Origin of the sequence: Curtobacterium sp. MCSS17_015, assembly GCF_003234265.2 — a bacterium.
Classification (GTDB): domain Bacteria; phylum Actinomycetota; class Actinomycetes; order Actinomycetales; family Microbacteriaceae; genus Curtobacterium.
Window position 1 is genome coordinate 1,095,966 of the sequence record NZ_CP126256.1, and the last position, 22,392, is coordinate 1,118,357.

Sequence of the window (22,392 nt, forward strand, 5' to 3'; positions counted from 1 at the left end):
CTCTGGGGCGTGCTGCTCATGACCGTCCTGCTCGTGGTCTACATCGTGCTCGTCGGGCAGCGGGCGGTGGCGTTCGTCGCGACGGGCATCCCGGTCGGGATCGGCATCGGCGTCGCGCTCATCGTCGTCGCCGTGGTCGGGGCGCTGCTCCTCGTGCTGGAGCTCCGCTTCGGGGTGCGCATCACCCGCCTCGGCGCCCGGCTCGAACGCGACGGCGGAGCGCCGGACGACGTGGTCCCCGTCCGCCCGTCCGGACGTCCGGACCGCAGCGCCGCCGACGACCTGTTCCCGCGCTACCGGGCAGCGGTCGAGGCCGACCCGTCCGACTGGCGCGCCTGGTACCGCCTCGGGGTCGTCTACGACGCGGCGGGGGACCGGAAGCGCGCCCGCGCGGCCATGCGCACCGCCCTGACGCACGCGCCCTGACGCACGCGCGCTGACGCAGCGCGCTGACGCGGGTCCGTCGACGCGGGTCCGTCGACGCAGGCGCGTCGGCGCAGGTCCGTCGCCGCGACGCTCAGAACGCGGCGTCGACGGCGTCCTCGGCCCGCGTGTACCGGAATGTGTAGCCGGACCCCAGCAGCTTGGTCGGGACCAATCGCTGGTTGGACAGGAGCATCTCGTCCGCCGCGTCCCGGAGCAGCGTGCGGAGGGCGAACGCCGGCACGCGGAACAGGTACGGGCGGTGCAGGGCCTCGGCGACGCGCTTGGTGATGCGGTCCGCCACCGCCGGTTCCGGACCGGCCAGGTTGACCGGGCCGGAGACGTCCTCGGCGGTGACCAGGTGCACGATCGCGCCGACCTCGTCCTCGAGGGCGATCCAGGGCCACCACTGACCGCCCGTGCCGAGGCGGCCGCTCAGGCCGGCCTTCGTGAGCGGGACGAGCGGGGCGAGGGCCCCGCCGCCCTGCCCGACCACGATGCCGGTCCGCAGGAGCACGACGCGGACGCCCTCCGGTGCGCGGGTCGCAGCGGCCTCCCACGCGGTGCAGACGTCGGCGAGGAACCCGCTGCCACTCGTCGCGTCGTCCTCCAACACGTCGGCCGGCCGGTCGCCGTACACGCCCGACGCCGAGCCGGACAGGAAGGCGCGGGGCGGTGTCGTCGCGGCGTGCATCGCCTCGACCAGGGTCGTGGTGGCGTCGATGCGGGACGACAGGATCTCGCGACGGTACGCGTCCGTCCAGGGCAACTTGCCGAGGTTGGCCCCCGAGAGGTTGACGACGACGTCGGCGCCGTCCAGGACGGTCGGGTCGAGCGGCCGCTCGCCCGGCGACCACCGGAACTCGGTCGGCGTCCGCGGTTCGCGGCGCACCAGCGTCGAGACGTGGTGTCCGGCGTCGCGGAGGGCGCGGACGAGCGGGGTGCCGATGAAGCCGGACGCGCCGGCCACCAGGATCGAGAGCGGCTGTGACGTCATGCCGCCACGGTACTCAGCCAGCTGCCGGGGGCCCGGTGCGACCCCGTACCCCGGCTCGCGGGCGCGGACCACGTCCGGAACGGACGCCCCCGTGATGTCCCTGCGGTCGCTTAGGCTCGTCGTCGTGACCGAGAACCCCACGCCGTACGAAGACCTGCTGCGCCGAGTGCTCGAGGAGGGCTCCCCGAAGGGCGACCGGACCGGCACCGGGACCCGCAGCCTGTTCGGTGCCCAGCTGCGCTACGACCTGTCGCAGGGCTTCCCGCTCGTCACCACGAAGCGTGTGCACATGAAGTCGATCGCGTACGAGCTGCTCTGGTTCCTCCGCGGCGACTCGAACGTCGGTTGGCTGCAGGAGCACGGCGTCCGGATCTGGAACGAGTGGGCCGGCGAGGACGGCGACCTCGGACCGGTCTACGGCGTGCAGTGGCGATCCTGGCCGACCCCGTCCGGCGAACACGTCGACCAGGTCGCCCAGGTCATCGAGCAGATCCGCTCGGACCCCGACTCGCGTCGGCTCATCGTGTCGGCATGGAACGTGGCGGACATCCCGAGCATGGCGCTCGCCCCGTGCCACGCGTTCTTCCAGTTCTACGTCAACGACGGCAAGCTCTCGTGCCAGCTGTACCAGCGGAGCGCGGACATGTTCCTCGGTGTCCCGTTCAACATCGCCTCGTACGCGCTGCTGACGCACATGGTCGCGGCCCAGACCGGGCTCGAGGTCGGCGACTTCATCTGGACCGGCGGCGACTGCCACATCTACGACAACCACGTCGAGCAGGTACAGGAGCAGCTGTCCCGGACGGCGTTCCCACTGCCGACGCTCGAGCTCGCCGCCCGCGACTCGATTGACGACTACGAGTACGAGGACATCACCGTCGTCGGCTACGAGCACCACCCGGCGATCTCCGGCAAGGTCGCGGTCTGATGGAGTCCCACGGCACCGGTGTCGGCATGGTGTGGGCCCGCACGGCTTCGGGGGTGATCGGTGCGGACGGGAGCATCCCGTGGCACGTGCCGGAGGACCTCGCGCACTTCCGGCAGGTCACGGGTGACGGCGTCGTGGTGATGGGCCGACGCACGTGGGAGTCGCTGCCCGAACGGTTCCGGCCGCTGCCGGGCCGGCGGAACGTGGTGCTCACCCGTGACGACACCTGGTCCGCGGCCGGTGCCGAGGTCGTCCACGACCTCGCGACCGCACTCGACACCGACGAGCCCGTCTGGGTGATCGGTGGCGGTGCGGTCTACGCCGACGCCGTGGCCTTCGCCGACCGCGTCTCCGAGACCGTCGTCGACGTCGAGGTCGACGGGGACACGGTCGCGCCGACCCTCGGCGACGACTGGACCCTCGTCGACGAGGGGCCCTGGCAGGAGTCCCGCGTCGACGGCACCCGCTACCGCTTCCTCGAGTGGCGGCGCGGCGCCTGAACCCGCGCTCCCGCGCCGCCCGCCGGAGGTGATCCGAGCCTCCCGGCCGCCCACCGTCCGGGCGGACGGCGGTGCTCGCGCGCATCCCCGGTACGCTGGACCCCGTGTCCACGCGTGAGAATCCCTTCGGTCAGGTCCTCGTCGCGCTCGTGACCCCGTTCACCGCCGACGGCGAGGTGGACTGGCCGGGCGTCGAACAGCACATCGACGACTGCATCACCGCCGGTGCCGACGGCATCGTCGTGACCGGGACGACCGGTGAGACGAGCACGCTCACCGACCCCGAGAAGCTCCGCCTGGTCGAGGTCGGCAAGTCCGTCGCCGCCGGACGCGCGAAGATCATCACGGGCGGTGGCTCGAACGAGACCGCGCACGCGATCCACCTGTACAAGCAGAGCGAGCGGGCCGGCGCCGACGGGGTGATGATCGTCACGCCGTACTACAACAAGCCGACGCAGGCCGGCGTCCTGACGCACTTCCGGATGATCGCCGACGCGACCGACCTGCCGGTCATCCTCTACGACATCCCGGGCCGCACCGGCATCCCGATCACGTACGACACGATCCTCCGAGCCTCGAAGCACCCCAACATCCTCGCCGTGAAGGACGCCAAGGGCGACTTCGCCGAGGTCTCCCGCGTGCTCAACAACACCGACCTCATGTACTTCTCGGGCGACGACACGAACGTGCTCCCGCACCTGTCGATCGGTGCCACCGGGCTCATCGGCGTCACCGCCAACATCACCAGCGCGCCGTACCGGACCATCGTCGACGCCGTGAACCGTGGTGACCTGGCGACCGCGACCGCCGAGCACAAGCGGCTCGAGCCCCTCGTCCGCGCGATCATGACCCACGTGCCCGGCACCGTCGCCGCCAAGTACGTGCTGCACGGCCTCGGCCGGATCGGCAGCCCGCGTGTCCGCCTGCCCCTCGTCGGGCCCGAGGACTCCGAGGCGTACGCCATCGAGACCTCGCTCGAAGCCGTCCAGGGCGTCCCGGGCGCCGACTTCTCCAACTTCCGCCCCGACCGCAACGCCGCGGCCGGAGGCGCTCTACCGAAGGTGCCAGGCACCACCCGTTGACAGGACGCGGCGCACCACGGTGCGCCGCCGGAAGCAGCAAGGACCGAATGCCCACACAGATCTCCACACCCCAGCCGCTCGAACCCGGAACGCTCCGAGTCATCCCCGTCGGGGGACTCGGCGAGATCGGTCGCAACATGACCGTCTACGAGTTCGAGGGCAAGATCCTCATCGTCGACGCCGGGGTGCTCTTCCCCGAGGAGCACCAGCCCGGTGTCGACCTGATCCTGCCGGACTTCGCGCCGATCCGGGACCGCCTCGACGACGTCCTCGGTGTCGTGCTCACGCACGGCCACGAGGACCACATCGGCGCCGTCCCGTACCTGCTGAAGCTCCGCGGTGACATCCCGCTGATCGGCTCCACGCTGACCCTCGCGCTCGTCGAGGCGAAGCTCAAGGAACACCGGATCAAGCCCTACACGTTGAACGTGGCCGAGGACCAGACCGAGCAGATCGGCCCGTTCCACCTCGAGTTCGTCGCCGTGAACCACTCGATCCCGGACGCTCTCGCCGTCGCCATCACGACGCCGGCCGGCCGCGTGCTGCACACCGGTGACTTCAAGATGGACCAGCTGCCGCTCGACGACCGGATCACGGACCTCCGTGCGTTCGCGCGTCTCGGCGAGCAGGGCGTCGACCTGTTCCTGCCGGACTCGACCAACGCCGACGTGCCGGGCTTCACCGCTCCGGAGCGCGACATCGGACCGGTCCTCGAGAACATCATCACGCGCGCCCGCAAGAAGGTCGTCGTGGCGAGCTTCTCGTCGCACGTGCACCGCGTCCAGCAGGTCCTCGACGCCGCCGCCGCTGCGGACCGCAAGGTCGCGTTCATGGGCCGGTCGATGATCCGCAACATGACGATCGCCGCCGAGCTCGGGTACCTGCGGGTGCCGGAGAACGTGCTCATCGACACGAAGAAGGCGAAGAACGTCCCCGACGACCAGATCGTCTACATGTCGACGGGGTCACAGGGCGAGCCGATGGCGGTCCTGGCACGCATGGCGAACCTCGAGCACCAGATCGAGATCGGCGAGGGCGACACCGTCATCCTCGCCTCGTCGCTGATCCCGGGCAACGAGAACGCCGTCTACCGGGTCATCGACGGCCTGACGAAGCTCGGCGCGAAGGTCGTGCACAAGGGCAACGCCAAGGTGCACGTCTCCGGACACGCCTCCGCCGGCGAACTGCTCTACTGCTACAACATCCTGCGTCCGCGCAACGTCATGCCCGTGCACGGCGAGCACCGCCACCTGTTCGCGAACGCCGACCTGGCGATCCAGACGGGTGTCCCGCCGCGCAACGTCATCCTCGGCGAGGACGGCACCGTCGTCGACCTCAAGGACGGCCAGGTCACCGTCGCCGGGCAGCTCGACATCGCGTACGTCTACGTCGACGGCTCCACGGTCGGCGAGATCACGGACGCCGACCTCAAGGACCGCCGGGTCCTCGCCGAAGAGGGCTTCATCACCGTCTTCTGCGCGGTCGACTTCACCACGGGGCAGTGCGTCATCGGCCCGGAGATCCAGTCGCGGGGCTTCGCCGAGGACGACTCGGTCTTCGACGAGGTCCGGCCGCAGATCGCCAAGGCCCTGGCCGACGCCGCCGGCAACGGCACGCGCGACGCGCACGCGTTCAGCCAGGTCGTCCGCCGCACCGTGGGTCGCTGGGTGAACACGAAGCACCGCCGACGTCCGATGATCGTCCCGGTGGTCATCGAGGCGTAGGTCCCGTCACACGGCCAGGAGGCCCGTCGCACGTCCACCACGGACGCTGCGGCGGGCCTCGCGTCGTTCGTCGCCCGCTGGCGTTAGGGTCTCCCCATGGCCGGAGGCACCAAGTCGACCACGCGCTCGCGCGCGTCCTCGTCGTCGACCCGTGGAGGCGGGTCGCGCGGGACGTCGCGCACCCAGGCCACGACGAAGAAACTGCCACAGGCGGCACCGACACCGGTGTTCCGCGAGCAGAACCCGCTGGTCACCGCGTGGCTGGGCATGGCGCACGGCGTCGGCGCCGGCTTCCGGTTGCTCGGCAAGGAGTCGCTCGAGAAGGACCAGCGTCGGGACGGGTTCCCGTTCCTGCTGTTCGTCCTCGCGGTGGTCGGGGCCGTCGTGGAGTGGCTCAACCCCACCAACCCGGTCTCCGTCGCGCTCGACGCGTACACGTTCGGCGGCCTGTTCGGGCGTCTGGCGTTCGCGCTGCCGGTGATCATGGTCGTCTTCGCGGGCTGGCTCTTCCGGCACCCGGCGTCCGTGCACGACAACACCAGGATCGGCATCGGCCTCGGTCTGATGGTGGTGTCGATCGCCTCGCTCTGCCACGTGTTCGGTGGCCAGCCGAACGCGTCGGACGGCATGCCGGCCCTGGCCGCGGCCGGGGGTGTGCTCGGCTGGGTCGTCATCGGCTGGCTCGTCGCCGTCGCCACGGCGTGGGTCGCGGTCCCGGTGGCGATCGTGCTGCTGGCGCTCTCGCTCTTCATCATCACGAAGACGCCGCCGAACAAGCTCGGCCGACGTCTGCACGAGTTGTACGCGTACCTGTTCGGTGCGCCCGGTCCCGCCGCCGAGGCGCCGGTCGCCGAGGACGCGGCAGCGCCCGCGACGAAGCCGACCCGCAAGCGCGGTGCGAAGGGGCAGTCGCAGGACTTCCCGCTGTTCGAGGACCTCGGGTTCGACGAGGACGGCGCTCCCGCCGGCGAGGACGCCGACGAGCACCTGCCGTGGTGGCGTCGCAACAAGTCCGGGCGGGAAGAGGACCCGGCGTACGACAGCCCCGTCATCCCGCCGACCGGTACCGGGGTCGCTCCGGCCGCTGCTGCCGCCGCACCTGCCACCGGCGCTGCCGGCGGCCTGCGCGACCTGACGCCGGCCGAGCCCGTGTCGGTCAACCTCAACGACTCACTCGAGCAGGACGTCGCCGACGACCTGGACCGGGCGGAGCAGGCGCTTCGCGACTTCGGGTCACCCGCACCGTCGTCCCCGACCGAGGCGTTCCGTCCGGACCGCGACGTCGCGGCGGCCGTCGCCACGGGCCTCGCGACCGGTCCCGCGCCGGAGGCTCCCTCCGTCCCCGTCGTGGCGGCGGAGTCGGACCTCGGCGACGTCGGCGTCGACGACGAGCCCGACGGGCTCCCGCCCGTCGCGGCGGAGGAGGACCCGGCGCACCCCTACCGCCTGCCTGCGGCGACGACGCTCAGCGCCGGCACGCCGTCCGTGGCGCGCAGCCAGGCCAACGACGAGATCGTCGCGGCGATCACCGGCGTGCTCACGGAGTTCAAGGTGGACGCGAAGGTCACCGGCTTCTCGCGCGGGCCGACGGTGACCCGGTACGAGATCGAGCTCGGCCCCGGTGTCAAGGTCGAGCGGGTCACGGCGCTGTCGAAGAACCTGTCGTACGCGGTCGCCTCGAACGAGGTCCGGATCCTCTCGCCGATCCCGGGCAAGAGCGCGATCGGTGTCGAGATCCCGAACACCGACCGCGAGATCGTGTCCCTCGGCGACGTGCTGCGCTCGAGCGCCGCCACGAAGTCGAAGCACCCGATGACCATCGGTGTCGGCAAGGACGTCGAGGGCGGGTTCGTCGTCGCGAACCTCGCGAAGATGCCGCACCTGCTCGTCGCGGGCTCCACCGGCTCCGGCAAGTCGGTGTTCATCAACTCGATGATCACCTCGCTGCTCATGCGCGCGAAGCCGTCCGAGGTCCGCATGGTCCTCGTCGACCCGAAGCGCGTGGAGCTGTCCATCTACGCGGGCGTGCCGCACCTCATCACCCCCATCATCACGAACCCGAAGAAGGCGGCCGAAGCGCTGCAGTGGGTCGTGAAGGAGATGGACATGCGGTACGACGACCTGGCGTCCTTCGGGTTCCGGCACGTCGACGACTTCAACAAGGCCGTCCAGAACGAGGAGATCGTGCTGCCGGCCGGCAGTGAGCGGAAGCTCAAGCCGTACCCGTACCTGCTCGTCGTCGTGGACGAGCTCGCCGACCTCATGCTCGTCGCCCCACGCGACGTCGAGGAGTCGATCGTCCGCATCACCCAGCTCGCCCGCGCCGCCGGCATCCACCTGGTGCTCGCGACGCAGCGCCCGTCGGTGGACGTCATCACCGGGCTCATCAAGGCGAACGTGCCGTCGCGCATCGCGTTCGCCGTCACGAGCGTCACGGACTCCCGCGTCATCCTCGACCAGCCCGGTGCCGACAAGCTCATCGGCCAGGGTGACGGACTGTTCCTGCCGATGGGGTCGTCGAAGGCCGTCCGCGTGCAGGGCGCGTGGGTGCAGGAGACCGAGGTCGCCGAGGTCGTCCAGCACGTCACCCGGCAGGCCCAGCCCGAGTACCGGCAGGACGTCGCCGCCGTGGTCGAGCGCAAGGAGATCGACGCGGACATCGGCGACGACCTCGAACTGCTGCTCGCGGCGGTCGAGCAGGTCGTCTCGACGCAGTTCGGTTCGACGTCCATGCTGCAGCGCAAGCTCCGGGTCGGCTTCGCCAAGGCCGGGCGTCTCATGGACCTCATGGAGTCCCGCGACATCGTGGGGCCGTCCGAGGGCTCCAAGGCCCGCGACGTGCTCGTCACCGGGGACCAGCTGCCGGCGGTGCTCGCGAAGCTGCGCGGTGAGGAACCCCCGGCGGCGCCCGCCGCTCCCGCTGCGCCAGCAGCGGCTGCGCCGTCCGGCGACGGCTCCGACGACCGCTACGGAGACGACCCGGTGGCCGGCATGACGCGCGGGTACGATGAGGTGGAGGGCGACACCGACGAGGACGCCTGGGGCCTGACGGGCAGGGAGTGAGACCATGACCGCCTCCGACGGCACGACCAATCGATTCCCGTGGCGAGGCCGGATCCTCCGCAAGGGGCCCGGTCCGGCATCGACCGCGAACGTCGCCAACATCATCACCGTGGTGCGCATCCTCATGGCACCGCTGTTCTTCGTCCTGCTCCTGGCGGACGCCGGTGCCGACGGGCCGGTGCGCCTCTGGGCGGCCGTGCTGTTCGTCGTGGCGATCGTCACCGACAGTGCGGACGGCATCATCGCCCGGCGCCAGAACCTGGTCACGGACTTCGGGAAGCTCGTCGACCCGATCGCCGACAAGGTCCTCATCGGCGGCGCACTCGTTGCCCTGTCGATCCTCGGTGAACTGCCCTGGTACGTGACCGTGCTCATCATGGTCCGCGAGATCGGGATCACCGTCTTCCGGTTCGCCGTGCTGTCGGACCGGGTGATCCCGGCCAGCCGCGGCGGCAAGGTCAAGACCGTGTTGCAGGCCGTCGCGATCACCCTCGCGCTGTTCCCGTGGTGGCACCTGGTCGGTGACCTCGCCCACTGGGCGAACGGCATCACCATGACCGCGGCCGTCGTCGCGACGGTGGCGAGCGGCATCGACTACCTCGTGCAGGCGTGGAAGCACAACCGGACCACTGCGTGACCGCGCCCGTCGGAGCCGCGGCTGCCGTCGTGGGCGAGCTGACCGCGCGCGGTGAGACGGTCGCCGTCGCGGAGTCCCTGACCGGGGGGCTCGTCGTCGCCGAACTCGTCGGGGTGCCCGGTGCGAGTGCCGTGGTCCGCGGTGGTGTCGTGGCCTACGCGACCCCGGTGAAGGCGACGGTCCTCGGCGTCGACGCCGACCTGCTCGCCACACGTGGAGCCGTCGACCCCGAGGTGGCCCGGCAGATGGCAGCCGGTGTGCGGATGGCGCTGACCGTCGACGGCGTCCCGGCCACGTGGGGGATCAGCACGACGGGGGTCGCCGGCCCTGACCCGCAGGACGGCCAGCCCGTCGGCACCGTGTTCATCGGGATCGCGACGGGGACCGGCAGCGAGGCGGTCGAACTCCACCTGGACGGGGACCGCGGAGCAATCCGAGCGGCGGTCGTCTCCGAACTCCTGGCACGACTGCGATCCAGGCTCCGGAGCGTGGAATAGGCGGCGTGACCGCCAGGTTACATCTCACGCAATCTCCAGCAGGACGGCAGCCGTACTGGCTAACATGCTGCAACCGGCAACGTCAGCGTTGCCGGACCCGAGCTCGGTCATCCGGACCGAGCGGGCGCGGAGATGACAGGAAGGAGGAGTTCTCATGGTTCTCGTTCGTCAGGAAATCGGCGATGTGCTGCGGGACTTCCGCTTGCAGAAGGGCCGGACCCTCCGTCAGGTCGCGTCCAAGGCCAGCGTTGCCCTCGGGTACCTCAGTGAGGTCGAGCGCGGTCAGAAAGAAGCCAGCTCGGAGATCCTCGCGTCGGTGGCGGATGCACTCGACACTCCGATCTCGACGATCATGCGCGAAGTGGGCGACCGCCTCGCCGTGGTCGAAGGCCTCGCCCGTGTCCCGGACACGCTTCCCGATGAACTCGTCGCCGAGTTCGACAACGACCTCGCGGTGCGCTGAGCAGCACCGCACGAACGCCCCCGCCGGTCCGCCGGCGGGGGCGTTCGCCGTTGTTAGGGTGGCCTGATGCGGGTGAGTGAGTTCTGGCGGGCCGTCGACCAGGTGTTCGGGGACGCCTACGGTGCGGTCGTCGCCCGTGACGTCGTGCTCGAGCAGCTCGGCGGTCGGTCGGCGGCGGACGCCCTGGCGGCGGGCATCGACGCCCGCGCGGTGTGGGACGCGCTCTGCGACTCGCAGGACGTCCCGCTCGAACGACGGCACGGCAAGGGGCTGCAGGAACCGCGCGACTGACCGACCGAGCGGTTCCGGGTACACGCACCCGTGCCGAACGTGTGTTCGGCGTGTCGCTCGAACACCTGTTCGGACGGTGCTACGTTCCTGCACAGCGACGTTGACCGGGTGCTCCATCCACAACCGACGCGCTCGTCGGCAGCGATGTCGGTGGGCGGCCGTAGGTTCATGGACATCGGAACACGTCCGAAGCCTTGTCGCAGAACGAGTGGCCTTGCACCATCGGCCGGTCCGGACGCGACAGCCTACAGGCGGCCGCCACCAGTACGAAGGAGCACCCCGTGCCATCACCAGTAGACCGCGAGAAGGCCCTCGAGACCGCACTCGCCCAGATCGACCGTCAGTTCGGCAAGGGTGCCGTGATGCGCCTCGGCACGGACGAACGTGCTCCGGTCGCCGTCATCCCGACCGGCTCCGTCGCGCTGGACGTCGCGCTCGGGATCGGTGGGCTCCCGCGTGGCCGCATCATCGAGATCTACGGTCCGGAGTCCTCCGGCAAGACGACGCTGACGATCCACGCCATCGCGAACGCGCAGCGCAACGGCGGCATCGCGGCGTTCATCGACGCCGAGCACGCGCTCGACCCGGAGTACGCCAAGAAGCTCGGTGTCGACATCGACGCCCTCCTGGTGTCCCAGCCGGACACCGCCGAACAGGCCCTCGAGATCGCTGACATGCTCGTCCGCTCGGGGTCCATCGACCTCATCGTCATCGACTCCGTCGCGGCGCTCGTGCCACGCGCCGAGATCGAGGGCGAGATGGGTGACTCCCACGTCGGTCTGCAGGCGCGACTCATGTCGCAGGCGCTCCGCAAGCTCGCCGGTGGTCTCAACCAGACGCAGACCACGATGATCTTCATCAACCAGCTGCGCGAGAAGATCGGCGTGTTCTTCGGGTCGCCCGAGACGACGTCCGGTGGTAAGGCGCTCAAGTTCTACGCGTCGGTCCGCCTCGACATCCGTCGCATCGAGACGCTGAAGAGCGGGACCGACGCCGTCGGTAACCGCACGCGCGTCAAGGTCGTCAAGAACAAGATGGCGCCGCCCTTCAAGCAGGCCGAGTTCGACATCCTCTACGGGGTGGGCATCTCGCGAGAGGGCTCGCTGCTCGACTTCGGTGTCGACCACGGGATCGTGAAGAAGTCCGGTGCCTGGTACACCTACGACGGCGACCAGCTCGGACAGGGCAAGGAGAACTCGCGGTCGTTCCTCATCCAGAACCCCGAGATCGCCGCTGAGATCGAGGGCAAGATCCTCGCCAAGCTCGGCGTCGGTGGGGCGAAGGAAGAAGCGCCGGTCGATTCGATCGCTCCGAAGCTCGCGGAGCGCAAGGGCGCGTGACGACCGACCACGACGACGACGACCTCGCACCGGTCACCGACCTGTTCGGTGCGAGGTCACGTCGTCGATCCCGCACCACGGAGTCCGATGCGGGTACGGGTCCCACGGACACCCGTGGCACTGGCGCAGGGACTGGCCGCAGCGGGGAGGCTGACGGGGGCACCGATGCCGACGCCGGGGGTGCTCCGGAGCCCACGTCGTTCGACGCCGACACGCCGGTCCCGTTACCCGTCCGAGGTGCACAGACGGCCTGGCTGTCTCCGGTCGTCGGGGACGGCTCCGGTGCGAGTTCCCGCGCCGAGCAGCGAGGCTACGACGGTGACGAGGCGGAGGCGAAGTCGGCCTCCGTCTTCTCGATCGCCGGCGACGAGCTCGATCCGGCGGATGCCCCTCGGCCACTCGACGAGCAGCGTGCGGACGCCGAGCGCATCAGCATGCGGGCCCTCGGGCGACGCGGGGTGAGCACCTCCGAACTGCGCACGATGCTGTCCGCGCACGACGACCTCGACGCCGACGTGGTCGAGCACGAGATCGAGCGGTTGACCCGTGTCGGTCTGCTCAACGACGTCGCGCTCGCCACCGACCTCGTCGACCGGCTGCACGCGCGGAAGGGCCTCGGACGCCAGGCGATCGTCGCCGATCTCCGCCGCCGCGGCATCGACCAAGTCGCGATCGACGCCGCCCTCGAGGCGGCTGCCGACGACGAGGACGACGAGTTCGTCCGGGCGATCGAGCTCGCGGCCAAGCGAGCCGGCCAGATGCGCGGCCTCGACCGTGCGACCGCCGAGCGCCGGCTGTCCGGCTTCCTGATGCGCAAGGGCTACAACGGCGGCGTCGTGCGCATCGCCGTCGCGCGGGCCCTCGACGGTCCGCGCCGTCCGCCGACCGGTGGCGGGACCGTCCGGTTCGAGTAGTCCGCACCGGAGCACGTGCTCCGGACGCACGGGCTCCTGAGCACGTGCTCCGGACGCACGGGCTCCTGCCCGGTCCCGTGCACGCCCGGTTCTACACTGGGACGATCATGGACACCGTCGCCTCGCGCCCGCGTACCTACGAAGTCCGCACCTACGGGTGCCAGATGAACGTGCACGACTCCGAGCGCCTCAGCGGCTCCCTCCGCGCCGCCGGGTACGTCGCTGCCGAGGGCGAGCAGGCCGACGTCGTGGTCATCAACACCTGTGCCGTGCGTGAGAACGCCGACAACCGGTTGTACGGCAACCTCGGCCGTCTGGCGTCGATCAAGCGTGAGCGGCCGGGCATGCAGATCGCCGTCGGCGGGTGCCTGGCGCAGAAGGACAAGAACGTCATCCTCGAGAAGGCGCCCTGGGTCGACGTCGTCTTCGGCACGCACAACATGGGGTCGTTGCCGACCCTGCTCGAGCGGGCCCGCCACAACGACGAGGCGCAGCTCGAGATCCTCGAGTCGCTCGACGTCTTCCCGTCGACCCTGCCGACCAAGCGCGAGTCGACCTCCAGCGGCTGGGTGTCGATCTCCGTCGGTTGCAACAACACCTGCACGTTCTGCATCGTGCCGTCCCTCCGCGGCAAGGAGAAGGACCGTCGCCCGGGGGACGTCCTCGCCGAGATCCAGGCCCTCGTCGACGACGGCGCCATCGAGGTCGCGCTGCTCGGGCAGAACGTCAACTCGTACGGGGTGGAGTTCGGGGACCGACAGGCGTTCGGGAAGCTCCTCCGCGCGACCGGGCAGATCGCGGGCCTCGAACGCGTCCGCTTCACCAGCCCGCACCCGGCGGCCTTCACCGACGACGTCATCGCGGCGATGGCGGAGACCCCCAACGTCATGCCGCAGCTGCACATGCCGCTGCAGTCCGGATCCGACCGGGTCCTCAAGGCGATGCGGCGCAGCTACCGGAGCGAGCGTTTCCTCGGCATCCTCGACCGCGTCCGGGCTGCGATCCCGCACGCCGCCATCTCGACCGACGTCATCGTCGGGTTCCCCGGCGAGACGGACGAGGACTTCGAGGACACCATGCGTGTCGTCGAGCAGGCCCGGTTCGCGACGGCCTTCACGTTCCAGTACTCCATCCGCCCCGGCACCCCGGCGGCGACGATGCCCGAGCAGCTGCCCAAGCACGTCGTGCAGGAGCGGTACGAGCGGCTCATCGCGCTGCAGGAACGGATCACCACGGAGGAGAACGCCGCTCAGCTCGGTCGCACCCTGGAGGTCCTCGTGGCCACCGGGGAGGGCAAGAAGGACGCCAGCACGCACCGGCTCTCGGGGCGTGCGGAGGACTCCCGGCTCGTGCACTTCTCGGTGCCGAGCGGGTCCGACGTTCCGCGACCAGGCGACGTCGTCTCGGTCGAGGTGACCCGGACGGCACCGCACTTCCTCGTCGCCGACTCGGACGCACCCCTGCGCATCCGCCGGACCCGTGCGGGTGACGCCTGGGACCGGGCGCAGGCAGAGTCGTGCGGGGTGCCCACCCCGACGGTGCCGGGCGACGGACCGCGTCCGGTCTCGCTCGGCCTCCCCACACTCCGTGTCGGCCGCTGACCCGGGCGCCGCTGCCGACGTCGACCCGAGCGTCGGGGACGGGCAGGGCGCACCGGTCGAGGCGGCCGGTGCCGCGGAGCTCGTCGCCGTGGTCGGCGCGACCGGCACCGGCAAGTCGGAGCTCGCCCTCGCACTCGCCGAACGGCATCGTGCCCAGGGCCGTCGGGCGGAGATCGTCAACGCCGACGCCATGCAGCTCTACCGCGGCATGGACATCGGGACCGCGAAGGTGCCGGAGTCCGACCGCCGCGGTGTCCCGCACCACCAGCTCGACGTGCTCGACGTCACGGACGAGGCCAGTGTGGCGGCGTACCAGCGCGATGCGCGCGCGGTGATCGCGGAGATCACCGCGGACGGCGGGGTCGCGGTACTCGTCGGTGGCAGCGGGCTGTACGTCTCCGCGGTGCTCTTCGACCTCGACTTCCCCGGCACGGACCCGGTGCTCCGGGAGCAGCTCGAGCGGGAGCACCTGGAGCTCGGTCCGAACGTCCTCCTCGAACGGCTCCGCCGACTCGACCCGGCGGCAGCCGCCGCGATCGACGCCCGGAACCCGCGCCGCCTGATCCGCGCCGTCGAGATCGCGAGCCGGTCCGACCGCGTCACCCCGAGCCTCCCGGCAGCCCCGCGACTGTGGCGGCCGGCGCACGTGCTGCACCTGCGCCGTGACCGGGAGCAGCTCGTCGCCGCCCTGCGGACCCGAGCCGAGCGGATGTTCGCCACCGGGCTCGTGGACGAGGTCGCGGGCCTGCGGGAGCGGGGACTGGAACAGGGGCGGACCGCGCGGGCCGCCATCGGCTACTCCCAGGCGCTCGAGGTCCTCCGCGGCGGGGCGACCATCGACGACGCCGTCGAGGCGACCAGCATCGCGACGCGGAAGTACGCGCGCCGGCAGGTGTCCTGGTTCAAGCGGTACGCCGACACGGACACGACCCGCGTCACCGCGCTCGACGTCACGGGTGCCGGGGCCGCGGAGCTGTCGGGACTGGCCCGTAGGATCGTCCCGTGACCGAGCTGCACTTCACCAAGGGACACGGGACCGGCAACGACTTCGTCCTGTTCGCCGACCCCGACGCCACGGTCGACCTCACCCCCGACCGCATCCGCGCCATCGCGGACCGCCGCTTCGGCGTCGGGGCCGACGGGGTCATCCGCGCGGTGCGCTCCGACGCCATCCCCGAGGGGCAGGCGATCCTCGCCGAGGACCCGGACGCGACCTGGTTCATGGACTACCACAACGCCGACGGCTCGGTCGCCGAGATGTGCGGCAACGGCATCCGCGTGTTCGCGCGGTACCTGACCGAGGCGGGGCTCGTCGACCTCGCTCCCGGGCGGACCCTGACCGTCGGCAGCCGGAAGGGCGTCGTCGACATCCAGCGTTCCTCGACCGGGTTCGCCGCGGACCTCGGCCGCTGGCGGCTCGGCATCGACGGCGGCGGATCGGACGACGTCCTCGTGCGGGCGAAGGACCTCGACCGGGCCCGACCCGGTCTCGGCATCGACGTCGGCAACCCCCACGTCGTCGTGGCCGTCGCCAGCGAGGAAGAGCTCGCCGGGATCGACCTCACCTACGTGCCCGTCCTCGACCCGGCGCCGGCCTCGGGAGCGAACGTGGAGTTCGTGCTGCCCGGTGACCCGCTCGTCACCGACGGCGTCGGCGAGATCACCATGCGTGTGCACGAGCGCGGCAGCGGCGAGACCCTGTCGTGCGGCACGGGGGCGGTCGCCGCTGCTCTCGCGACCCGCTACTGGGCAGGATCCGCGGCACCGGACACCTGGCGTGTGCGCGTCCCCGGTGGGGTCCTGACGGTGCGGATGACGGCGACGGAGGACGGCGAGCACGTGTCGCTCGCCGGCCCGGCGGAGCTCGTGTTCTCGGGCGACCTCACGGTCTGAACCCGGGTCTGCCGGCGCAGGGCCGCCCGCGTCAGGCGGTCCGGTGCACCCGGATGACGCGGAACCCCTTGTCCGTCGTGGCGCGGGTGACCGTGAAGCCGTCGGCCAGGGTCTGCTGCAGCCACCGCTGCAGGGAGTCACCGCCCAGGTCCTTCGACACGACGAGCCAGGCGTCGCCGCCGACCTCGAGCCGCGGGATCCAGGTGCGGAGGATGTCGTGCAGTTCGTCCTTGCCGACACGGATCGGCGGGTTCGACCAGATGGTCCGGAACGACTTGTCGGCGGGGACGTCGGCGGGGAGTCCGACCGTCACGTTGCCGGCCCCGGCGGCGGCGGCGTTGGTCCGGGCGAGGTCGAGGACCCGCTCGTTGACGTCGACGCCCCACACGTGCGCGTCGGGGGAACGGAGCGCCATCGTGATCGCCAGCGGACCCCATCCGCACCCGACGTCGAGGAGGTCGCCGTCGACGGCGGGGGCGGGGACGTTGTGGAGCAGCACACTCGTGCCGCGGTCGATGCCGTCGGGGCTGAAGACACCGGCGGCGGTGGTGAGTTCGAGCGTCCGACCGGCGAGCGTGACACGGATCTGCCGCGGACGCGCCTGGCTCTCCGGGGTGGCCGAGAAGTAGTGGTCGTTCGCCATGGAAGAACCGTACCGGGAACCCCGTGTGTCCAGAGGGCTCCGGAGGTAGCCTGTGCACAGCATGACGGAATCCCATCAGCAGGACGAACAGACCATCCACGACGACAGCGCAGACGGTGTCGTCGAACGGGTGCTGCGCAACGCCGACAAGCGTGCGGCATCCTCCATCTTCGCGCCGGCACAGGCGATCCAGACCCGCTCGGTGGACGAGCAGGGTTGGGACGGTGACGGCGAACAGTACGACCGTGAGGACCGTGCGGCGTTGCGGCGCGTCGGCGGTCTCTCCACCGAACTCGAGGACGTCACCGAGGTCGAGTACCGGCAACTCCGGCTCGAGCGCGTCGTCCTCATCGGCGTGTACGCGCAGGGCGACGCCTCCGACGCCGAGAACTCCCTCCGCGAGCTGTCGGCCCTCGCCGAGACCGCGGGTGCCGTGGTCCTCGACGGGCTCCTGCAGCGCCGGCCGAACCCCGACCCGGCGACGTACCTCGGCAAGGGCAAGGCCCAGGAGCTCGCGATGGTCGTCAAGGCCACCGGTGCCGACACGGTCATCGCCGACACCGAACTGGCGCCCTCGCAGCGCCGTGCGCTCGAGGACGTCGTCAAGGTGAAGGTCATCGACCGGACCGCGGTCATCCTCGACATCTTCAGCCAGCACGCCACCACGCGCGAGGGCAAGGCCCAGGTCGAGCTCGCGCAGCTCGAGTACCTCCTCCCGCGTCTGCGCGGTTGGGGTGAGTCGATGTCCCGCCAGGCCGGTGGTCAGGTCTCCGGCGGTGCCGGTATGGGCTCCCGTGGTCCTGGTGAGACGAAGATCGAGCTCGACCGTCGCCGCATCCACACCCGGATGGCCAAGTTGCGCCGCCAGATCGCGTCGTTCACACCCGCGCGCGAGGCCAAGCGAGCGGACCGCGACCGCAACGACGTCCCGAGCGTCGCGATCGCCGGCTACACGAACGCGGGGAAGTCCTCGCTGCTCAACCGCCTCACGAGTGCCGGTGTCCTGGTGCAGAACCAGCTGTTCGCCACGCTCGACTCGACGGTGCGTCGGACCGAGACGTCGAAGGGCCGGGAGTTCACCTTCACCGACACCGTCGGCTTCGTGCGCAACCTGCCGCACCAGCTGGTCGAGGCGTTCCGTTCCACCCTCGAAGAGGTCGGGAACGCGGACGTCATCGTGCACGTGGTCGACGGGTCGCACCCGGACCCGGCAGCGCAGCTCGCCACCGTCCGCGAGGTGATCGGCGACGTCGGCGCCCGCGACATCCCCGAGGTCGTCGTCTTCAACAAGGCCGACTTGGTCGACGACACGCAGCGCATGGTGCTCGTCGGGCTCGCGCCCGACGCGGTGTTCGTGTCGGCCCGGACGGGCGAAGGGATCTCCGACCTGCTCGCGGCGATCGAGTCCCGCCTGCCCGAGCCCGACGTCGAGCTCACCGTCGTGCTGCCGTTCTCGCGCGGTGACCTCGTCTCGCAGCTGCACGACTCCGGCGCGGTCGAGTCGCTCGACTACGTACCGGAGGGCACGCGCCTGCGGGTGCGGGTCTTCCAGCGCGAGGTCGCAGAACTCGACCCGTACGTGGTCGCGCCCGTCGCCTCGGCCTGACGACTGGTCTGACCCACGGGAGGCGCGGTGCCGGCTGGCACCGCGCCTCCCGTCCGTCCGCCCCGTCCCGTCCAGGGGCCGACCGGGGGTCAGATGGAGCGGAGGACCGCCACGACCTTGCCGAGGACCGTCGCCGCGTCGCCGAGGATCGGTTCGAACGCGGTGTTGCGGGGCAGCAGCCAGGTGTGACCGTCGCGCTGCCGGAAGACCTTGACGGTGGCTTCCTCGTCGAGCATCGCCGCGACGACGTCACCGTTCTCGGCGGTCTGCTGCGACCGGACGACGACCCAGTCGCCGTCGCAGATCGCGGCGTCGATCATGGACTCGCCGACGACCTTGAGCATGAAGAGGTCGCCGGTCCCGACGAGCTGTCGGGGGAGCGGGATGATCTCGTCGACGTGCTGCTCGGCGGTGATCGGGACACCGGCGGCGATGCGGCCGACCAGGGGCACGAGCGTCGTGGCGTCGACGTCCGGGCCGTCGGAGTCCGGGGTGGGCTCGTCGACCAGGACCTCGAGGGCGCGGGGGCGGTTCGGGTCACGGCGGATCCAGCCGCCGAGCTCCAGCTGCCCGAGCTGGTGGGAGACGCTCGAGAGGGACGACAGCCCGGCGGCGTCGCCGATCTCGCGCATGCTCGGCGGGTAACCCCGGCTGGCGATCGACGCGCGGATGGCGTCGAGGATCGACTGCTGCTTCGCGGTCAACGGTTTCTGTCCGCGCAGTTCGTCCGTCACGTCTCGCCCTTCGTCGGAAGTGGAACGGTGCCCGCGGGAATGTCGGTGGTCCCGTGAAGACTTGCTCCAGTCGCTCGAAACAGTATCCGACCGTGACATGTCGGACAAACACCTGTTCGAGCGTGTCGCACGAAAAACCCACACCGATCCCCTCAGGGGACTTGTGTATCCACTGAGTCGAACGTATGTTCGGTACACGGCTTCGGTTGACCCATTCCCGGGCGACCGGCACCGACGGCAAGCAGGAAGGCAACGACATGAGCACCAACGCCATCGCGGACTCGCAGCACACCGCAGCACCCGTCGCGCGCACGCGCCTCCGTCTCACCCGCCGTGGCCGGGTCGTCTTCACGACCCTCGCCGCCCTTCCGGTGCTGCTCTGCGTCGGGCTCGCCATGCTGAACGGCGGTCAGGCGTCGGCCGGGGACCGTGCGGCGGACGTGCACTTCGACACCGTCACGATCCAGTCCGGTGAGACCCTCTGGCAGCTGGCCGAGCAGACCGCTCCGGACTCCGACCCCCGTGACTTCATCCAGGACGTCGTGAACCTCAACGCGCTCGACGGCTCGGGCGTGCAGGCCGGGCAGGAGATCTCGATCCCGGCTCAGTACGACCGCTGATCCGAGGGCCGTCGTGCTCCGGTGACCGTCCGGACGGGCGGTCGTCGCAGAGCCGGAGCGGCCTACGATGGATCGGTGGCAACCACGCTCGAAGACCTCCCCATCCGCGACGACCTGCGCGGGCAGAGCCCGTACGGCGCTCCGCAGAAGCACGTGCGCGTGCAGCTCAACGTCAACGAGAACACGCATCCCGTGCCGGAGGACGTGGCCGAGGACATCGTCGCCTCGATCCGTCAGGCCCTGGGCACGGTCAACCGGTACCCCGACCGCGAGTTCACCCAGCTGCGGCAGTCCCTCGCCGGGTACCTCGGGCACGGCCTGAGCGCGGAGTCGATCTGGGCGGCGAACGGCTCCAACGAGGTCATCCAGCAGCTGCTCCAGGCGTTCGGGGGCCCGGGGCGCAGCGTGCTGGGCTTCCCGCCGACCTATTCGATGCACTCGATCATCGCGTCGGGGACCGGGACCCGGTGGATCCCCGCCGACCGCGACGCCGAGTTCCGGATCTCACCCGAGACCGCCGTCGCCGCGGTGGATGCCCACCAGCCCGACCTCGTGTTCCTGTGCGGCCCGAACAACCCGACGGGGACCCCGCTCGAACTCGCGACGATCGAGGCCGTGTACGACGCCACCGACGGGATCGTGATGGTCGACGAGGCCTACGCCGAGTTCATGCCGCCCGGGCAGCCCACAGCCCTGACCCTCCTGCCGGGTCGGGAGCGCCTCGTGGTGTCGCGGACCATGAGCAAGGCGTTCGCCTTCGCCGGCGCCCGTGTCGGCTACCTCGCCGCCGATCCGGCCGTGATCGACGCCCTCCGCCTGGTCCGGCTGCCGTACCACCTGTCCGCCCTGACACAGGCGGCAGCGGTCGCCGCGCTCCGGCACGCCCCGGAGATGCTCCGCATGGTCGACGACATCCGTGGGCAGCGCGACCGCATGGTGGCGGAGCTGGGTGCCATGGGGTACCAGCCGCACGAGACGTGGTCGAACTTCGTCCTGTTCGGTGGCGTCGCCGACCCGCGGGCAGCGTTCGAGTCGCTGCTGGAGCAGGACGTGATCGTGCGCGACCTCGGCATCCCGAACCACCTCCGCGTCAGCGCCGGGACGGCGGAGGAGACCACCGCCTTCCTCGACGCCATGCGGCAGGTCGCCGCCGAGCAGCCGCCCGTTAGGGTTGCAGCATGACCGCGCGCACCGCCGAGATCACCCGCTCGACGAGCGAATCGACCGTCTCCCTGTCGCTCGACCTCGACGGCACCGGCAGGTCCGAGATCTCGACGAGCGTGCCGTTCTTCGACCACATGCTGACGGCGTTCAGCAAGCACTCCCTGATCGACCTGCGCGTGCAGAGCTCGGGCGACACCGACATCGACGTGCACCACACGGTCGAGGACACGGGCATCGTGCTCGGCCAGGCGCTCCGGCAGGCGCTCGGGGACCGCGCGGGGATCGGCCGCTACGGCGACGCCCTCGTCCCCCTCGACGAAGCCCTCGCGCAGGCCGTCGTCGACGTGTCCGGTCGCCCGTTCCTCGTGCACACGGGGGAGCCCGCGGGCTTCGAGTTCCACCGCATCGGTGGCCACTTCACCGGGTCGCTCGTCCGCCACGTGTTCGAGGCGATCACGATGAACGCCGGCATCACCGTCCACCTGCGCGTCCTCGACGGGCGCGACCCCCACCACATCGCGGAGGCCGAGTTCAAGGCCTTCGCCCGAGCGATGCGCCGCGCCGTCGAACTCGACCCGCGCGTCGACGGCATCCCGTCCACGAAGGGCAAGCTGTGAGCACCACCCGGCCGAACGTCGTCGTCCTCGACTACGGCTCCGGCAACGTCCACTCCGCCGCGAAGGCCCTCGAGCGGGCCGGCGCCGACGTGACGCTCTCGAACGACAAGCAGGCCGCGCTCAAGGCCGACGGACTCCTCGTCCCGGGTGTCGGTGCGTTCGCCGCGGTCGTCGACCAGCTCGAGGGGGTGCGCGGCGGCGAGATCGTCGATCACCGCCTGGCCGGTGGTCGCCCTGTGCTCGGCATCTGCGTCGGCATGCAGGTGCTCTTCGAGCGCGGGGTCGAGCGTGGCGCCGACGTCGAGGGCCTCGGCCAGTGGCCCGGCGTCGTCGAACCGATCGAGGCCGAGGTGCTGCCGCACATGGGGTGGAACACGGTCGAGGCCCCGGAGGACTCGGTCCTGTTCGACGGTCTCCGTGACGAACGGTTCTACTTCGTGCACTCCTACGGCGTCACGGACTTCCCGCTCGAGGCGTACGGGCCGTTCCGCGCGCCGAAGCTCACCTGGGCCGAGCACGGGGAACGCTTCGTCGCCGCCGTCGAGAACGGCCCGCTGAGTGCCACGCAGTTCCACCCGGAGAAGTCCGGTGAGCCGGGCATCCGCCTCCTCCGCAACTGGGTCTCGTCGCTGTGACCCCCGATCCCGACGGGACC

At 70.8% G+C, this 22,392-nt stretch carries 23 protein-coding genes; 20 read left to right on the top strand and 3 right to left on the bottom strand.

The genetic code is table 11. From position 1 onward, the window contains the following. Positions 1 to 18 precede the first annotated feature (18 nt). Entirely contained in the window at positions 19 to 426 is a 408-nt protein-coding gene (locus DEJ18_RS05160; protein ID WP_111211333.1) for a tetratricopeptide repeat protein, read from the top strand. Positions 427 to 517: 91 nt separating this feature from the next. Here the strand turns inward: DEJ18_RS05160 and DEJ18_RS05165 are convergent, their stop codons facing one another. Continuing rightward, positions 518 to 1,420, bottom strand: coding sequence for a TIGR01777 family oxidoreductase (locus DEJ18_RS05165; protein WP_111211332.1), 903 nt, complete (start codon positions 1,418 to 1,420; stop codon positions 518 to 520). Between the two features lie 94 nt (positions 1,421 to 1,514). On the opposite strand from DEJ18_RS05165, the gene DEJ18_RS05170 reads away from it, so the two are divergent. From DEJ18_RS05170 to dapF, 14 genes are all read left to right on the top strand, one after another. Continuing rightward, the gene (locus DEJ18_RS05170) at positions 1,515 to 2,348 is read left to right on the top strand and encodes a thymidylate synthase (RefSeq protein ID WP_111211331.1); all 834 of its coding nucleotides are present in this window, start codon (positions 1,515 to 1,517) and stop codon (positions 2,346 to 2,348) included. Continuing rightward, positions 2,348 to 2,848 carry a dihydrofolate reductase gene (locus tag DEJ18_RS05175; protein WP_111211243.1) on the top strand — a complete coding sequence of 167 codons (501 nt, stop codon included), beginning with the start codon at positions 2,348 to 2,350 and terminating at the stop codon, positions 2,846 to 2,848. The genes DEJ18_RS05170 and DEJ18_RS05175 overlap by 1 nt, the downstream gene beginning before the upstream one ends. Before the next feature lie 104 nt (positions 2,849 to 2,952). Beyond that, positions 2,953 to 3,930 (top strand): 4-hydroxy-tetrahydrodipicolinate synthase, encoded by a 978-nt coding sequence (gene dapA / locus DEJ18_RS05180; protein WP_111081308.1) that lies wholly within the window; start codon positions 2,953 to 2,955, stop codon positions 3,928 to 3,930. A gap of 47 nt (positions 3,931 to 3,977) precedes the next feature. Then, positions 3,978 to 5,654 carry a ribonuclease J gene (locus tag DEJ18_RS05185; protein ID WP_111081141.1) on the top strand — a complete coding sequence of 559 codons (1,677 nt, stop codon included), beginning with the start codon at positions 3,978 to 3,980 and terminating at the stop codon, positions 5,652 to 5,654. Between the two features lie 96 nt (positions 5,655 to 5,750). After that, positions 5,751 to 8,717 carry an FtsK/SpoIIIE family DNA translocase gene (locus tag DEJ18_RS05190; protein WP_111211242.1) on the top strand — a complete coding sequence of 989 codons (2,967 nt, stop codon included), beginning with the start codon at positions 5,751 to 5,753 and terminating at the stop codon, positions 8,715 to 8,717. 4 nt (positions 8,718 to 8,721) lie between these two features. Continuing rightward, a complete protein-coding gene (gene pgsA, locus DEJ18_RS05195; protein ID WP_111211241.1) occupies positions 8,722 to 9,354 on the top strand; it encodes a CDP-diacylglycerol--glycerol-3-phosphate 3-phosphatidyltransferase in 633 nt (210 codons plus the stop codon). After that, positions 9,351 to 9,851, top strand: a complete 501-nt coding sequence (locus tag DEJ18_RS05200) for a CinA family protein (RefSeq protein WP_111081138.1) — start codon at positions 9,351 to 9,353, stop codon at positions 9,849 to 9,851. Before pgsA ends, DEJ18_RS05200 begins: the two co-directional genes overlap by 4 nt. A gap of 154 nt (positions 9,852 to 10,005) precedes the next feature. Then, positions 10,006 to 10,314: a helix-turn-helix domain-containing protein gene (locus tag DEJ18_RS05205; protein WP_111211240.1), complete on the top strand. Its 309-nt coding sequence runs from the start codon at positions 10,006 to 10,008 to the stop codon at positions 10,312 to 10,314. Positions 10,315 to 10,380: 66 nt separating this feature from the next. Further along, on the top strand, positions 10,381 to 10,605 hold the full coding sequence (locus DEJ18_RS05210; protein WP_111052679.1) for a DUF3046 domain-containing protein: 225 nt from the start codon (positions 10,381 to 10,383) through the stop codon (positions 10,603 to 10,605). Between the two features lie 281 nt (positions 10,606 to 10,886). Then, the gene (recA, locus tag DEJ18_RS05215; RefSeq protein WP_111081136.1) at positions 10,887 to 11,945 is read left to right on the top strand and encodes a recombinase RecA; all 1,059 of its coding nucleotides are present in this window, start codon (positions 10,887 to 10,889) and stop codon (positions 11,943 to 11,945) included. Next, complete coding sequence (locus DEJ18_RS05220) at positions 11,942 to 12,859, top strand: regulatory protein RecX (protein WP_111211239.1); 918 nt, start codon at positions 11,942 to 11,944, stop codon at positions 12,857 to 12,859. Before recA ends, DEJ18_RS05220 begins: the two co-directional genes overlap by 4 nt. A gap of 107 nt (positions 12,860 to 12,966) precedes the next feature. Then, positions 12,967 to 14,460 (top strand): tRNA (N6-isopentenyl adenosine(37)-C2)-methylthiotransferase MiaB, encoded by a 1,494-nt coding sequence (gene miaB / locus DEJ18_RS05225; protein WP_111211330.1) that lies wholly within the window; start codon positions 12,967 to 12,969, stop codon positions 14,458 to 14,460. Next, positions 14,447 to 15,466: a tRNA (adenosine(37)-N6)-dimethylallyltransferase MiaA gene (miaA, locus tag DEJ18_RS05230; protein WP_111211238.1), complete on the top strand. Its 1,020-nt coding sequence runs from the start codon at positions 14,447 to 14,449 to the stop codon at positions 15,464 to 15,466. The genes miaB and miaA overlap by 14 nt, the downstream gene beginning before the upstream one ends. Continuing rightward, positions 15,463 to 16,353: a diaminopimelate epimerase gene (gene dapF, locus DEJ18_RS05235; protein WP_111081133.1), complete on the top strand. Its 891-nt coding sequence runs from the start codon at positions 15,463 to 15,465 to the stop codon at positions 16,351 to 16,353. The genes miaA and dapF overlap by 4 nt, the downstream gene beginning before the upstream one ends. Before the next feature lie 31 nt (positions 16,354 to 16,384). Here the strand turns inward: dapF and DEJ18_RS05240 are convergent, their stop codons facing one another. Continuing rightward, a complete protein-coding gene (locus DEJ18_RS05240) occupies positions 16,385 to 16,996 on the bottom strand; it encodes a class I SAM-dependent methyltransferase (RefSeq protein ID WP_111081132.1) in 612 nt (203 codons plus the stop codon). Between the two features lie 61 nt (positions 16,997 to 17,057). On the opposite strand from DEJ18_RS05240, the gene hflX reads away from it, so the two are divergent. Further along, positions 17,058 to 18,602 (top strand): GTPase HflX, encoded by a 1,545-nt coding sequence (gene hflX / locus DEJ18_RS05245; RefSeq protein ID WP_111211237.1) that lies wholly within the window; start codon positions 17,058 to 17,060, stop codon positions 18,600 to 18,602. A gap of 89 nt (positions 18,603 to 18,691) precedes the next feature. Here the strand turns inward: hflX and lexA are convergent, their stop codons facing one another. Then, positions 18,692 to 19,336, bottom strand: a complete 645-nt coding sequence (lexA, locus tag DEJ18_RS05250; protein ID WP_111081130.1) for a transcriptional repressor LexA — start codon at positions 19,334 to 19,336, stop codon at positions 18,692 to 18,694. Positions 19,337 to 19,542: 206 nt separating this feature from the next. On the opposite strand from lexA, the gene DEJ18_RS05255 reads away from it, so the two are divergent. The 4 genes from DEJ18_RS05255 to hisH all read left to right on the top strand — a co-directional run bounded on the left by DEJ18_RS05255 (position 19,543) and on the right by hisH (position 22,372). Next, complete coding sequence (locus tag DEJ18_RS05255; protein ID WP_349775059.1) at positions 19,543 to 19,956, top strand: LysM peptidoglycan-binding domain-containing protein; 414 nt, start codon at positions 19,543 to 19,545, stop codon at positions 19,954 to 19,956. 75 nt (positions 19,957 to 20,031) lie between these two features. Continuing rightward, positions 20,032 to 21,138, top strand: coding sequence for a histidinol-phosphate transaminase (locus DEJ18_RS05260; protein ID WP_111211236.1), 1,107 nt, complete (start codon positions 20,032 to 20,034; stop codon positions 21,136 to 21,138). After that, positions 21,135 to 21,737 carry an imidazoleglycerol-phosphate dehydratase HisB gene (hisB, locus tag DEJ18_RS05265; protein WP_111211235.1) on the top strand — a complete coding sequence of 201 codons (603 nt, stop codon included), beginning with the start codon at positions 21,135 to 21,137 and terminating at the stop codon, positions 21,735 to 21,737. Before DEJ18_RS05260 ends, hisB begins: the two co-directional genes overlap by 4 nt. Beyond that, positions 21,734 to 22,372, top strand: a complete 639-nt coding sequence (gene hisH, locus DEJ18_RS05270; RefSeq protein WP_111081127.1) for an imidazole glycerol phosphate synthase subunit HisH — start codon at positions 21,734 to 21,736, stop codon at positions 22,370 to 22,372. The genes hisB and hisH overlap by 4 nt, the downstream gene beginning before the upstream one ends. Positions 22,373 to 22,392: the final 20 nt, after the last annotated feature.